This is a genomic window from Pseudomonas sp. ZS1P83 (genome assembly GCF_054897825.1).
In genome coordinates, this window is the sequence record NZ_CM142706.1 from 111,419 (window position 1) to 125,236 (window position 13,818).

Below are 13,818 nucleotides of genomic sequence, written 5' to 3' on the forward strand. Positions count from 1 at the left end.
GCGAAGGCCATAAGGATGTGGCCATTACAGGCCTCGGCATTCGTGTCGGGGCCTGTTCTATTGTGGATGGGTAAAAATCTCTGTAGCGGCTGGCAGGTGAAGGTTAATTCTCAGTTACCGCGCTTGCTGGTGATCTGCTTCAAACGATTACCTTCAAAACGCAGGTACTGATACATCCCGCCGTTGGGTCCGTAGGTCCATTCCTCGACTTGAAACTCTTCCCGTCGGTTAGCGCTGCGCTTGTAGCCCAACAGATCACGGCTGACCGGGTCACCGCATTTCTGCAACACTTCACTGGACCTGTCCCCGACACTGACCAATTGACTGCCGCAGCGCAGGGTATCGGCTGCCGAGGTCTGACTGGCGGCCATTGCCAGTACCAGGCTCGTCAGCCATTTCGCGCCCATCACTCGGCATCCAGATGCAATGGCGTAACCACCCGGCCGTCACCTTCCGCTTCGCCAAGGTTAGCGTCGATGAAGTACACGCGGTCATCGGCCAACTGACCCTTGTCGACCAGATAGTCCTTGATGCTGCTGGCGCGTTCCTGACCCAGCTGGCGTAAGAGAACGTCGCTGGAACTCCAGAACTTGATCACGCCCTCACGCATTTTCGCGGTGCGTTCTTCTTTGCCCAGGTCCTTCCATTCGGCGGGCGGCTGCGTCTTCAGGCGCGTGCGGTAGATCCCTTCCAGCAGCGAACCTTTCTCGTTGTCCGGCACTTGCAGTAGCGAAGCCTGCGCCGGCACTTTGTCACCGCGGCGCTGGAGCATTTTGTAGTAGTTGTACTGGTATTCCCGTTCCAGACGTTGCTCGGCGATCGGTGGGCCATCGCTGCTTGCGGCAGACGTGCCTTCGATTTCCAGGCGCAAGGCCGGACGTTCCTTGAGGGCCTGGGACAGTTTGACCAACGAACCCTCGGCATCCTTGCTCAGGTCGCTTGAACCTGGCGCAAACGAGACAGTGCCCAAATCCTCCGAACCACCACCACTGACCAGCCCGCCAATCATTTTGAACGGCGCCGCGGCGGCTTTGACAATCAGATTGCGCAGGGTCTGCCAGACGATCGGCATGATGCTGAACTGCGGGTTGTTCAGGTCGCCGGTCACCGGCAGCTCGATGGAGATTTTGCCATCGACGTCCTTGAGCAACGCAATCGCCAGTTTCAGCGGCAGGCTCACGGCGTCTGGACTGTCGACTCTCTCACCCAGTTGCAACTGCTCGACCACCACTTTGTTTTCGGCCTTGAGCTGGCCCTTGGTGATCAGGTAATGCAGGTCGAGATTGAGTCGGCCCTTGCGGATGCGGTAGCCGGCGAACTTGCCGGAGTAGGGCGTCAGCGTGGTCAGTTCCACCCGTTTGAAGCTGGTGGCGATGTCGAGGCTGGACATCGGGTCGAACGGATTGACCGAGCCCTTGATGGTCACTGGCGCATAGCGGTCGACCTTGCCTTTGATGTCGACGCTGGCCGGTTTCGCCTGACGGCTGTCGATGGTGCCGATCTGCCCGTTGAGCTGCTGCACGGCCGTGGCGAAGTTCGGGGTCAGGCTGAAATCGGCGAAGTTGGCCGAGCCGTCATTGATGGCAATGCCGCCAATGTGGATGCCCAGCGGCTTTTCCTTGCTCGCAGGTTTGGCTGCAGCCGTTTTGGCGCCTGGGTCGGCCGGTTGCGGGATCAGCAAGTCATCGACGTTAGTGGTGCGATCATCATTGATCATGAAGCGCGCATAAGGCTGGAACAGGGTGACCTTGTTGATCGACAGGCTGTCGCCGTGTTGATAATTCAGGCCTTCGAGCACCAACTGCTGCCACTTGAGGAAGTCGCGGGTTTTGAGGGTGTCGAGGGTATGCAGTTGATCGACCTGGGCGCGGCCTGTGACGCTGAACGCCAGTGGCTCGGTGCTTTTCAGATCGACCGCCAGATCACTGCCGAGCATGCCGCTGCGCAGTTCCAGGCGAATGAACGGGTTGATGTAGGACTGGGCGACGCGCAGGTCGATGTCCTTGGTCTGTACGTTTAACTTGGCGCTGACCGGGGCGAGATTGACGACGCCGTCTGCCGTGATTTTGCCTTGCTTGCCCAGACCGGTGTCGAGCTTGAGGTTAAAAGGCGAGCCATTGAGGCTGTCGAAATTCTGCAGGTCCAGGTTCAGCGGGCCGACGTCCAGCGCCACGGCGGGTTGCGCCTTGCGGTCGGCCAGATGCACTTGGTAATCACGCAGTTGCACGTCTTTGAGCAGCACCTGCCAAGGTTTGCTTGGCGGCGCCGGCTCAGGCTTTGGTGAGTCGGCAGCTGCCGGGGTGCTGACCGGTTCGGCGTTGGCTTTGGCGGCCGGTTTGGACGGTTGGCTGGCGAACAGTTTCTGCCAATCGAGTTGCCCGTCGGCTTCGAGGGCGGCCCAGGTTTCCAGTTTTTGGCTGCGGATCTTGCCGATGACCACTTGCTGCTTGGCCAGGTCTACGGTCGTTTCACTGATGTCCAGCCGCTTAAGCTTCGCCAGCGGCCGACCGTCCGGAGCCTTGATGTTGAAGGGGGCGATGCTGACGGCGACATTGCTCAGCAGCAGTTCGGTTGCTTTGGACAGGTTCAGCTTGTAATCGGTGCTCAGGTTCAGGGTGCCGTTTTCCAGATCCAGCGGCACCGAGTCGCGCACGTAAGGCCACCAGACTTTCATGTTGGCATCGGTGACTTTCAATTTACCTTCGGAGGCGATCGGGATCAGGCTGAAATTACCGGTCCAGTCGATCTGCCCACCGGAAGGGCCGACGGCCACCAGGGTCATGTCGGCGTTATCTTCTGGCAGGGTGCTGAGGTTCTTCAGCTCGAAATCGAGCTTGTCGTAGAGGAACTCGATGGGCTCGCGAGGGCGCGCGTCCTGGAAGTGCACATAGCCGTCGGCCAGTTTGATGCGCTCCACGCGTAGCGGGAACGGTTTGGCGTTCGGGTCGACCGGGGTCGGCTCGCTGGCGGGTATTTTGAACAGGCCGAGCAGATTGAGTTTGCCGTCCTTGCCGAAGAGGATTTCGGTCTTGGGTTTGTCTATTTCAATATCGGACAGGTGCAGCGCCTTGGTCCAGAGGCTATCGATCTGGAGATTGGCATACAGCCGCTCGAAGCCGACCTGCTCCTTGCCCGGATCGCCGATGATCAAGCCCCACACGGTCACTTCAAGGCTGAACGGGTTGAGTTCGATTCGCGAAATCGTGGCGGGCGTCGTCGCGTAGCTGGCCAATTGTTGGTTGGCCACCCGCAACGCGATGCCCGGTACAATCAGAAACCCCAGCAGGCTGTAGAGGGCTAGAGCGGTCAACAGAGCGCCAATAGCGCGAATCAATCCTTTGGGCATGTGCGGCTTCATCTGTCTGAATCGGAGTGCGTTGGAGTATGACACGCGTTTCCGGTTCCGAAGTGATCATGCTTTATAGGATTTATCTGATTTTGCGGACGAATCTCAGAGCTGCAGAATCAGCGTTTTCAGCGGCGGTTGTTGGTCCATCGACGGGAAATCACCGCCCGGTTTCATTACGGTCCATTCACGCACCGGCCGCCCGGCTTTCTCTGCACAGCGCAAAACGTGTTCGCGCCAGTCGTCCATGCTGACTTTTGCCAGGTTGTTGCAGCAGATCAGCACGCCATTGTCGGCGGTGGTCAGCAGTGCCGGCTTCAACAGGCTCTGATAGTCACGCAGCAAGTCGACGGTGCCGAAAGCGCTCTTGGCCCAGGCTGGCGGATCCAGCAGCACCAAGTCGTACTGACGCTGTTCCAGACGATGATAGCTTGGCAGTTTCTGCCCGCGGCGCTGGCTGATGGGCAAGCCGGCCAATTGGCGGATGGCGGGGAAGTAGTCGGACTGGATGAATTCCATGGTCGGCAACGGGGGATTGAGCAGACCGTTCTCGCGGCCGACGGCCAGGTTGCCCTCAGCGAAATCGAGGTTGCAGACCTCGCTCGCGCCACCGGCCGCCGCACTGAGGCCGACGCCACAGGTGTAGGCGAACAGATTCAGCACGCTTTTGTTTTTACTGTGCTGTTTGACCCAGCCGCGCGTGTTGCGCAGGTCGAGGAACAGCAGCGGATCCTGGCCGGCATGGCGACCGCGAACCCGGTAATTGAGCCCCCATTCGTGGCCGATCAGGTCTTGCAGGGCGGCCTCGTCGGCGCGGTAGACGGTGTCTTCACGGTCGATGCGCGAGTTGCCACGGGAGCGATCGTTGTAGACCAGCAGCGTTTCGAGGCCCAGGTGCTGATTGATGGTTTCGTGCACATGCAGCAACGCATCACGTTCCAGCGACTGGTGAAAGCTTTGCACCAGCAATTGCGGGCCGTAGCGGTCGATCGTCAGGCCGCCGGCGCCCTCCTGGCTGCCATGGAACAGGCGATAGCAATCGGTGCCTTGCTGATGCAACTCGGCCAGCAGGTCCTGGCGATGTTCGAGGGCGGCGCGCAGCGCCTGATTCAAGGAAGACATGCTGGGCGCCTTGCAAGAGGGAATTTGGCGCGGGAGTTTAACAGCTTGGCGCCAAACCGAGGTGCTGCCTTCGCGAGCAAGCCCGCTCCCACACTTGTTCGGTGTTAATCACACACTTTGTGTGCAGCACAGAACCAATGTGGGAGCGGGCTTGCTCGCGAAGCTTTTAAGTTTTTTCAGGTCAGCAACCCCATCCGACGCCTGGCCCGGTGCACCGAGCCGTTACGCACCGCCCAACGCAGCATCGGCGTGCTGCGGTTGACGCCGGCGCGGATCAGCTTGCGTTGCAGCGGGCTCTGTTGGACACCCAGCATGTCACTGGCCCAGTCCGGCAGCAGGTCGATCCCGGCCTGCATCATCAAACCGCCGAAAGGCCTGGCCAAACGACTGGGGGAGGGGGCGTTCAGCAGCAGTCGCAACACTTCGCGACTGCGCTCGTCGCACAGCAGTTGTGGGCGAATTCGTTCAAGGTAATCGGCCATTTCTTGCCGTGAGCGCGGCACGTCACGGGCGCCGAGCCGTTCGGCGACCAGCGCGATTTCCGCGTAATAACGGTCCTGGTCGGCCAAGGACAGGTTCGGATTGCGGTAACGCAGGTGGGCAGCGAGGAAGTTGCTCACCTCGGCCACGTGCACCCAGGTCAGTAGATCAGGATCGCTGGCGGCGTAAGGCCGGCCATCCGGTGCAGTGCCGGTCACTTGCAGGTGGATGGTGCGGACTTTCTCGATCAGCCAGTCGGCGTCCTTTCGCGAACCGAACGTGGTGCCGGAAATGAACTGCCCGGTGCGGCGCAGTCGGCCAATCATGTCCTCGCGAAAATTCGAATGGTCCCAGACCCCGGCCAGGGCCAGTGGATGCAGGGCTTGCAGCATCAGGGCGCTGATGCCGCCGATCAGCATGCTGCTGAAGTCGCCGTGAACTTGCCAGCTCACCGAATCCGGCCCGAACAGGCCGGGATCGCCCTTGGGGTTTTCCAGGTCGAGCTTGCCCAGGGACAGGCCGGTCAGGCTCATGATCTGGGTTTCGATGCGGGTTCGAATGAATTCCATGGCGACTCAGTGGTGAAAAAGAGGCGCGGCCGTTATGGGCCGCGCGGGGAAGTTTAAAGCATGAGCTTATTGGTTCAGGCGTTTATCGACCAACTCCTGGACCACGCTCGGGTCGGCCAGTGTCGACGTATCGCCCAGGCTGTCCAGTTCGTTGCAGGCGATCTTGCGCAAAATGCGCCGCATGATCTTGCCCGAACGGGTTTTCGGCAAGGCCGGCGCCCACTGGATCAGGTCCGGTTTGGCGAAGCTGCCGATTTCCTCGCTGACGTGGGCCAGCAATTCTTTCTTCAGTTCGTCGTTGGGTTCGGTGCCGTTCATGGGGGTGACGAAAGCGTAGATGCCCTGGCCTTTGACGTCGTGGGGGTAACCGACCACGGCGGCTTCGGCAATGCTGTCGTGCAGCACCAGCGCGCTTTCCACTTCCGCGGTGCCGATGCGGTGCCCGGAGACGTTGATTACGTCGTCGATGCGTCCGGTGATCCAGTAGTCGCCGTCCTCGTCGCGCCGGGCGCCGTCGCCGGTGAAGTAGTAGCCGGGGTAGGGCTTGAAGTAGGTGTCGACCATTCGTTGCGGGTCGCCGTAGACGCTGCGGATCTGCGCCGGCCAGCTGGATTTGATCGCCAGCACGCCGCTGCCGGCGCCTTTTATCTCCTTGCCCGTTTCATCCAGCAACACCGGTTGCACGCCGAACATCGGTTGCGTGGCGCAACCGGGTTTGATCCGTTGAGCGCTGACCAGCGGGCTGAGCATGATGCCGCCGGTTTCGGTCTGCCACCAGGTATCGACGATTGGACAACGCTGTTCGCCGACGGCATTGAAGTACCAATCCCACGCTTCCGGGTTGATCGGCTCACCGACGCTGCCGAGTAATCTGAGGCTCGCGCGGGAGGTTTCCTTCAACGGTTCGGGGCCTTCACGCATCAGCGAACGCAAGGCAGTCGGGGCGGTGTAGAAGATGTTGACGTGGTGCTTGTCGATCACCTGCCAGAAGCGCGAACTGCTCGGGTAGCTCGGCACGCCTTCGAAAATCAGCGTGGTCGCGCCGTTGGCCAACGGGCCGTAGACGATGTAGCTGTGGCCGGTGACCCAGCCGACATCGGCGGTGCACCAGAAGACTTCGCCATCGCGGTAGTCGAGCACGTACTTGAAGGTCATCGCCGCTTGCAGCAGGTAGCCACCGGTGGTGTGCAACACGCCTTTGGGTTTGCCGGTGCTGCCGGAGGTGTAGAGGATAAACAGCGGGTCTTCGGCGTCCATCGGCTCAGGCGGGCAATCGTCGCTGACGTCGCGCAGCGCCTGGTGATACCAGATGTCCCGGCCGTCAACCCAGTCCACTTCGCCCTGGGTACGCTCGACCACGATGACGGTGCTGACGTTCGGACAACTTTGCAGCGCCTTGTCGACTTTCTGCTTGAGCGGCACGAATTTACCGCCGCGCACGCCTTCATCGGCGGTAATCACAGTGCGGCAGTCGGCATCGAGAATCCGGTCACGTACAGAGTCCGGAGAGAAACCACCGAATACCACCGAATGCACCGCGCCAATGCGCGTGCAGGCGAGCATGGCGTAGGCGGCTTCAGGGATCATCGGCATGTAGATGCACACGCGGTCACCTTTCTTCACGCCACGGCTTTTGAGCACGTTGGCCAGGCGACAGACGTTGTGATGGAGTTTTTTGTAGGTGATCTGTGCGGATTCGGCAGGGTCGTCGCCTTCCCAGATGATCGCGATTTGATCGCCGCGCTTTTCCAGGTGACGGTCAATGCAGTTGTAACTGACATTTAACGTTCCGCCAGCGAACCAGCTCGCCTCACCGGTCTTCAGGTTATAGCGCTGGACGGTATCCCACGGCGTACTCCAGTTGAGAAAGCGTGTGGCCTGTTCCGCCCAGAAGGTGCTGGGGTGGTCGATGGATTGGCGGTACAGGCGCTTGTAGTCGTCTTGACTTAATTGTGCAGCCCGGCGGACGGCATCGGCTTGGGGGAACGTGCTGATATCGAACATGACGGTTCCTTATTCTTGTTTTGCGACAAGATCTAAAGATGCGCCGAGTGGGAGGCGGGTTCAATACCCGAAAACAAACACAACCCTGTAGGAGCGAAGCTTGCTCGCGAAGAAGGCGGCTCGGTGTATCAGGTACACCGAGTTATCGTTCTTCGCGAGCAAGTCGGATCGCCGCACCGTTCGCTCCTACAGGGATGGCGTTAGCCGCGGTGACGACCGCGGAAGTAGTTGATCAGGCCTTGGGTTGAAGCATCGTCAGCCGGAGTTTCTTCGCTGCCGACCAGACGGTTGTAGACGCCTTTGCCCAGCTCTTTGCCCAACTCCACGCCCCACTGGTCGAAGGCGTTGATGCCCCAGATCACGCTTTGCACGAAGACTTTGTGTTCGTACATCGCCACCAATGCGCCGAGACGACGCGGGCTGATGCGTTCGACCACCAACGTATTGCTCGGACGGTTGCCCGGGATCACCTTGTGTGGCGCAAGTTTCTGCACGTCTTCTTCGCTCATGCCTTTGTCGCGCAACTCGGTTTCGGCCTCGGCAAGGGTCTTGCCCAGCATCAGCGCCTGGCTTTGGGACAGGCAGTTGGCGTACAGCCACTGATGGTGGTCGGACACCGGGTTGAAGCTGACGATCGGCACGATGAAGTCGGCCGGGATCAGTTGAGTGCCCTGATGCAGCAACTGGTGATACGCATGCTGACCGTTGCAGCCGACGCCACCCCAGATTACGGGACCCGTGTCGGTGGACACCGGAGTGCCGTCCTGGCGCACGCTCTTGCCGTTGGATTCCATGTCCAGCTGTTGCAAGTGCTTGGTGATGTTGCGCAGGTAATGGTCGTACGGCAGGATCGCGTGGCTTTGCGCGCCCCAGAAGTTGCCATACCAGATGCCGAGCAAGGCCAGCAGCACCGGCATGTTCTGATCGAAAGGCGTGCTCTGGAAGTGCTGGTCCATGGTGTAGGCACCGGACAGCAGTTCCTTGAAGTTCGACATGCCGATGGCCAGGGCAATCGGCAAACCGATGGCCGACCACAACGAGTAACGGCCGCCAACCCAGTCCCACATCGGGAAGATGTTTTCTTCGCGGATCCCGAATGCCACAGCCGCTGCATTGTTGCTGGAGACGGCGATGAAGTGACGATACAGCTCGGCTTCCGACCCACCCTGAGCCAGGTACCAGGCGCGTGCTGCCTGGGCATTCTTCAGGGTTTCGAGGGTGTTGAAGGATTTCGACGAAACGATGAACAGCGTGGTTTCGGCACGCAGTTTCAGGGTCAGTTCGTGGAACTCACTGCCGTCGATGTTCGCCAGGTAATGGCAGCGCACGCCCTTCTGGGCGTAGGACAGCAGTGCTTCAGAGACCAGCTCCGGGCCGAGGAACGAGCCACCGATGCCAATGTTCACCACGTCAGTGATCGGTTTCTCGGTGTAACCGCGCCACAGACCGTCGTGGATACGGCCCACGAGGTCAGTGATCTGGTTCAGGACCTTGTGCACTTCCGGCATCACGTTGACGCCATTGACCGACAGCTTGTCGCCAACCGGACGGCGTAGCGCGGTATGCAAGGCGGGGCGGCCTTCGGAGGCGTTGACGATTTCGCCTTCAAACAGCGCTTTGATCGCGCCCTGGAGATCGACTTCGTTGGCCAGGCCCACCAGCAGATCGCGGGTCTCGGCGTTGATCAGGTTTTTCGAATAATCGAGAAACAGGCCGCAGCTGCTGAGGGTGAATTGGGTGAAGCGCTGCGGATCAGCATTAAAGGCTTCGCGCATGCTGAAATCTTGCATGGCTTGGCGGTGATCATTCAACGCTTGCCAGGCGGGCAGAGCGGTAACGTCGTGAGGGGTGCGGTAATACGCCATCGCTGCGGGTTTCCTTTTTACTTGAACGGCCTTTTGAACACAAAAAATCCCGGAGCGCGGTGGGTGGGCGTCCGGTCAACTGCGTCGACACGATTTCATGACGCAGGGCGAATACAGTAAACCTCGCGCCGCGATCTGTCTTGACTTTGTCTGACCTGTTCCCGGTACTTTTTTATACATCGAGCAGGGAACGGTCCGACAAATGGAAGAGGAATGGCCTAAGACTGGATCAGGCGACCTGAACCGGAATGGCATTGCTGGTGTGGCTCAGTTCATTGCCCGGCGCCATGTAGAGCATGCGTTCTGGAGAAGATTTAATACGGCCAAGCTTTTTAGCGAAAAACATCTCGCGAAAGCTTGACCGTGAACAGAGTATCTACAGGGGATTTGTGGGGTTTATGCGGGGGCGTCGAGGTTCAAATGCAGGTTATCGATCAACCGCGTAGTACCCAGGAACGCCGCCGCCAGAATCACCAGGTCCCGATCCTCCGGGGTGGCCGGACGCAACGTCAGGGCATGACGAATTTCCAGATAGTCAGGACGCAAACCGGCTGCTTCAAGCTGCTTGATCTGCGCGCCGATCAAGGCCGGGAAATCCCGCTCACCCTGTTTGATCGCGTCAGCAATCTGGTTCAAACCGCGATACACAGCCGGCGCAACGGCCCGCTGTTCTTCGCTGAGGAAACCATTGCGCGACGACAGCGCCAGGCCATCGGCCGCACGTACCGTCGGTTCGCCGATGATCTGGATCGGCATGTTCAGGTCATGCACCAGGGCACGGATCACCGCCAGTTGCTGAAAGTCTTTCTGGCCGAAGATTGCCAGGTCCGGCTGGACCATGTTGAACAGCTTGGTGACCACGGTCGCCACGCCTTCGAAATGGCCGGGACGGCTGGCGCCGCAGAGGCCTTCGCAGAGTTGCGGGACACTGACGCGGGTCTGGCCGACCATGCCGTCGGGGTACATTTCTTCAACGGTTGGCGTGAAGAGCAAGTGGCAACCGGCTTGGAGCAGTTTCTCCTGATCGGCCGCGAGGGTGCGCGGGTACTTGTCGAGGTCTTCGCCGGCGCCGAACTGCAGCGGGTTGACGAAAATGCTCGCGACCACGAAATCCACCCGTTGGGTGGCTTTGGTAATCAGTGCGACATGACCGCTGTGCAGGTTACCCATGGTCGGCACGAAGCCGATTCGCTTGCCTTCGCTACGGGCACGGGCCACGGCGGCCCGCAATTCGCGTACGGTTTTTACGGTGTTCATGCAGAGAATCCGTGTTCGATACCTGGAAAAGTCGCCGCTTTGACTTCAGTGACGTAAGCGCCAATCGCCGCTTGAATGTTTTGTTGCCCGGCCATGAAATTCTTCACGAACTTCGGCACACGGCCAGTGATTGACAGGCCGAGCATGTCATGCAGAACCAATACCTGGCCGTCGGTGCCACTGCCGGCGCCGATGCCGATTACCGGAATGCCCACAGCCTGGGTAATTTCCTGAGCCAGTTCGCTCGGTACGCACTCGAGCAGCAACATGGATGCACCGGCCTGCTCCAGTGCGATGGCGTCGGCACGCATTTGCCGCGCCTGGTTCTCGCTGCGACCCTGGACTTTGTAACCGCCCAGAATGTTCACCGATTGTGGCGTCAGCCCCATGTGCGCGCACACCGGGATACCGCGTTCGGCCAGCAGGCGGATCGATTCCGCCAGCCACAGCGCACCTTCAACTTTGACCATGTGCGCACCGGCCTGCATCAACAGGGCGCTGTTGGTCATGGCTTGTTCGGTGGTGGCGTAGGCCATGAAGGGCAGGTCGGCGAGGATCAATGCGTCGGTGTTGCCGCGTTTGACGGCCGCTACGTGGTAAGCCATTTCTGCGGTGGTGACTGGCAGGGTGCTGTCGTGACCTTGCAAAACCATGCCAAGGGAGTCGCCCACCAGCAGCACTTCGACACCCGCCTCATTGCAGGCGTGGGCGAAGGTCGCGTCATAGCAGGTCAGCATGGTGATTTTTTCACCTTTTTGCTTGAGACCTTGCAGAGTGGTCAGGGTGATGGCTGGCATGAAAAGTTCCTCATTCAGGCGCTGTGGAAACTACTGCGAGTAACGCGCGTGATTCTTCGTTAAATACAGGCGCACGGTCTGTCGTCGTGCTTTTAAGGCCTGGATTGCGCCCTTCAACGCCGTGTTGGCGGCAGCGGGACGCCTATAGTCGTGAGGAGAACTCGGGAAGTCAATTGCGTGTGTTACCGCGTTGTTACGCCAGGGGTGTTACCGGGTGAATGGACACCTGTAGGAGCAAAGCTTGCTCGCGATGCAGGCAGCGCGGTTTACCTGATAGACCGAGGCGGTCCTATCGCGGGCAAGCCTTGCTCCTACACGCCGCAAGGCGCTCCAGCCCGACGAACGGGCAGGCGGCGAGCAAATCACTCAGGCTGCGACCATCGGCCAAACGCAAATCCGCAGGCGCCAGTTCGGCCAGTGGATAGAGAACGAAAGCTCGTTCCTGCATATGGTAGTGAGGCACTTTGAGGCGAGGTTCGTCGATCAGCCGATTACCGAACAGCACGATGTCGAGATCCAGCGTACGCGGCCCCCAGCGTTCAACCCGCTCGCGGCCCTGTTCGTTCTCGATGGTTTGCAGCGCGTCCAGCAGGTCCAGCGGCGCAAGCGTGCTGTCGAGGGCGGCGACCGCGTTGGTGTAACGCGGTTGGCCGGGCAGCAGCGAGTCGCTCTGATAAAACGCGGAAACCCCGATCAGTTCGGTCTGCGGCAACTGCGCCAGCGCCTCTACGGCGCTGCGCAATTGTTCGGCGGGGTCAGCCAGATTGCTGCCCATGCCGATGTAGATGCGTTCCATGGATTACTCGCCCGTGGTGCTCGGTGCGCCTGCGGTGCGTTTGCGCTTGGCGCCACCGCTGCGGCGACGTTTGCGTGGAGCGCCGGTGCCGTCATCCTTGCCGCTGAGGTCGCGGATCATGTCGCGACGTTCGCTGTCGTTGGCGTCCTGATAGTCCGTCCACCATTCGCCCAAGCCATCGGTCTGCTCACCAGCGCTTTCGCGCAGCAGCAGGAAGTCGTAACCGGCACGGAACCGCGGGTTGTCCAGCAACAGGTCGGCGCGCTTGCCGCTGCGGCGAGGCAGACGCTCCTGCATGTCCCAGATCTCGCGGATCGGCATGGTGAAGCGTTTCGGAATCGCTATGCGTTGGCACTGTTCGGCGATCAGCTCATGAGCGGCTTCCTGCATGGCCGGAATCGGCGGCATGCCACGTTCTTGCAGGCGCAGCACGCGAGCCGGAAGGGCAGGCCAGAGCAGGGCAGCAAACAGGAATGCCGGGGTCACCGGTTTATTCTGTTTGATCCGCAGATCGGTGTTGATCAGCGCTTCGCTGATCAACGTGTGGGTGTACGTCGGGTTGTATTCCAGCGCCTCGGCACTGGCCGGGAACAGCGGATCGAACAACTGCAGGTCGACCAGCATCTCAAAGGTGTCCGCGGCATGGCCGGAGAGGAACAGCTTGAGCACTTCTTCGAACAGGCGGGCCGACGGAATCTCGCGCAGCATCGGCGCCAAGTCGCGGATTGGTGCGGCGCTGTGCTTTTCGATGCCGAAATTCAGCTTGGCGGCGAAGCGCACGGCTCGCAGCATCCGTACCGGGTCTTCCTGGTAGCGTTGCTGTGGATCGCCGATCAGGCGGATCAGGTGATTGCGGATGTCGTGTACGCCGTTGGCGTAGTCGAGGATGCGCTCGCTGACCGGATCGTAATACAAGGCGTTGATGGTGAAGTCGCGGCGTTGCGCGTCTTCTTCCAGCGTGCCGTAGACGTTATCGCGCAGGATGCGCCCGCTCTCGTTGCGCGAGGACTGGTTGCTGTCTTCCTCTTCATCGTTTTGCGGGTGATTGGCGCGGAAGGTCGCCACTTCAATGATTTCGCGGCCAAAGTGGATGTGCACCAGCTTGAAGCGTCGACCGATGATCCGCGCATTGCGGAATTCGGCCCGAACCTGTTCAGGCGTGGCACTGGTGGCGACGTCGAAATCTTTTGGCGTGATGCCGAGCAGCATGTCACGCACGCAGCCGCCGACCAGGTATGCCTGGTAACCGGCGTTCTGCAGGCGTTCGACGATGTTCACCGCGTAGCGACTGAATTGAGCCTTTTGCAGCGAATGTTGGCCGCTGTTGAGCACTTCAGGCGTACTGCGAATGTGTTGCGTATGACGCTTGGTAGAACGGAATGACTGGAACAGCTTCTTCAGCATGGGATGCACTGTTTGAAGGAATGTTCGGCCAAAACGAAGAATGACCGCATGATGGGCGGGGATTCTAGCATTTAGTCGGGGGATGGTGTAGGAAGCTGCGCAAGCGCTTGAAGGGGATGTCGATTGGCGTGTCTAAACGTCAGAAACTACAAGGGGAGCCGAAGCTCCCCAAGAAAGT

10 protein-coding genes and 1 pseudogene are annotated in these 13,818 nt (G+C 60.0%); all 11 read right to left on the bottom strand.

Annotated elements, in window-relative coordinates:
* Positions 1–110: 110 nt before the first annotated feature.
* The 11 genes and pseudogenes from ACYZT0_RS00585 to ACYZT0_RS00635 all read right to left on the bottom strand — a co-directional run bounded on the left by ACYZT0_RS00585 (position 111) and on the right by ACYZT0_RS00635 (position 13,640).
* On the bottom strand, positions 111–407 hold the full coding sequence (locus ACYZT0_RS00585) for a DUF2845 domain-containing protein (RefSeq protein WP_462044199.1): 297 nt from the start codon (positions 405–407) through the stop codon (positions 111–113).
* Complete coding sequence (locus ACYZT0_RS00590; protein WP_462044200.1) at positions 407–3,358, bottom strand: DUF748 domain-containing protein; 2,952 nt, start codon at positions 3,356–3,358, stop codon at positions 407–409. The genes ACYZT0_RS00585 and ACYZT0_RS00590 overlap by 1 nt, the downstream gene beginning before the upstream one ends.
* A gap of 93 nt (positions 3,359–3,451) precedes the next feature.
* Complete coding sequence (locus ACYZT0_RS00595) at positions 3,452–4,468, bottom strand: class I SAM-dependent rRNA methyltransferase (RefSeq protein WP_462044201.1); 1,017 nt, start codon at positions 4,466–4,468, stop codon at positions 3,452–3,454.
* Positions 4,469–4,644: 176 nt separating this feature from the next.
* Complete coding sequence (locus ACYZT0_RS00600; protein WP_462044202.1) at positions 4,645–5,517, bottom strand: oxygenase MpaB family protein; 873 nt, start codon at positions 5,515–5,517, stop codon at positions 4,645–4,647.
* A gap of 66 nt (positions 5,518–5,583) precedes the next feature.
* Positions 5,584–7,521, bottom strand: a complete 1,938-nt coding sequence (gene acs / locus ACYZT0_RS00605; protein WP_462044203.1) for an acetate--CoA ligase — start codon at positions 7,519–7,521, stop codon at positions 5,584–5,586.
* 200 nt (positions 7,522–7,721) lie between these two features.
* Positions 7,722–9,386, bottom strand: a complete 1,665-nt coding sequence (gene pgi, locus ACYZT0_RS00610; protein ID WP_462044204.1) for a glucose-6-phosphate isomerase — start codon at positions 9,384–9,386, stop codon at positions 7,722–7,724.
* Between the two features lie 229 nt (positions 9,387–9,615).
* A pseudogene (locus ACYZT0_RS00615) lies at positions 9,616–9,693 on the bottom strand (aspartate 1-decarboxylase); the annotation flags it as partial.
* Positions 9,694–9,782: 89 nt separating this feature from the next.
* Entirely contained in the window at positions 9,783–10,643 is an 861-nt protein-coding gene (panC, locus tag ACYZT0_RS00620) for a pantoate--beta-alanine ligase (protein ID WP_462044205.1), read from the bottom strand.
* Positions 10,640–11,440, bottom strand: coding sequence for a 3-methyl-2-oxobutanoate hydroxymethyltransferase (gene panB, locus ACYZT0_RS00625; protein ID WP_462044206.1), 801 nt, complete (start codon positions 11,438–11,440; stop codon positions 10,640–10,642). The genes panC and panB overlap by 4 nt, the downstream gene beginning before the upstream one ends.
* A 289-nt stretch (positions 11,441–11,729) precedes the next feature.
* Positions 11,730–12,236, bottom strand: a complete 507-nt coding sequence (gene folK / locus ACYZT0_RS00630) for a 2-amino-4-hydroxy-6-hydroxymethyldihydropteridine diphosphokinase (RefSeq protein ID WP_462044207.1) — start codon at positions 12,234–12,236, stop codon at positions 11,730–11,732.
* Positions 12,237–12,239: 3 nt separating this feature from the next.
* Entirely contained in the window at positions 12,240–13,640 is a 1,401-nt protein-coding gene (locus ACYZT0_RS00635) for a polynucleotide adenylyltransferase PcnB (protein WP_462044208.1), read from the bottom strand.
* Between the last annotated feature and the right edge of the window lie 178 nt (positions 13,641–13,818).

What these genes read in the sequence shown, in the direction of transcription:
- ACYZT0_RS00590 (WP_462044200.1), bottom strand. Translation starts at nt 3,358, where the DNA reads ATGAAGCCGCACATGCCCAAAGGATTGATTCGCGCTATTGGCGCTCTG.
- panB (WP_462044206.1), bottom strand. Translation starts at nt 11,440, where the DNA reads ATGCCAGCCATCACCCTGACCACTCTGCAAGGTCTCAAGCAAAAAGGT.
- folK (WP_462044207.1), bottom strand. Translation starts at nt 12,236, where the DNA reads ATGGAACGCATCTACATCGGCATGGGCAGCAATCTGGCTGACCCCGCC.
- panC (WP_462044205.1), bottom strand. Translation starts at nt 10,643, where the DNA reads ATGAACACCGTAAAAACCGTACGCGAATTGCGGGCCGCCGTGGCCCGT.
- ACYZT0_RS00600 (WP_462044202.1), bottom strand. Translation starts at nt 5,517, where the DNA reads ATGGAATTCATTCGAACCCGCATCGAAACCCAGATCATGAGCCTGACC.
- ACYZT0_RS00595 (WP_462044201.1), bottom strand. Translation starts at nt 4,468, where the DNA reads ATGTCTTCCTTGAATCAGGCGCTGCGCGCCGCCCTCGAACATCGCCAG.
- acs (WP_462044203.1), bottom strand. Translation starts at nt 7,521, where the DNA reads ATGTTCGATATCAGCACGTTCCCCCAAGCCGATGCCGTCCGCCGGGCT.
- pgi (WP_462044204.1), bottom strand. Translation starts at nt 9,386, where the DNA reads ATGGCGTATTACCGCACCCCTCACGACGTTACCGCTCTGCCCGCCTGG.
- ACYZT0_RS00585 (WP_462044199.1), bottom strand. Translation starts at nt 407, where the DNA reads ATGGGCGCGAAATGGCTGACGAGCCTGGTACTGGCAATGGCCGCCAGT.
- ACYZT0_RS00635 (WP_462044208.1), bottom strand. Translation starts at nt 13,640, where the DNA reads ATGCTGAAGAAGCTGTTCCAGTCATTCCGTTCTACCAAGCGTCATACG.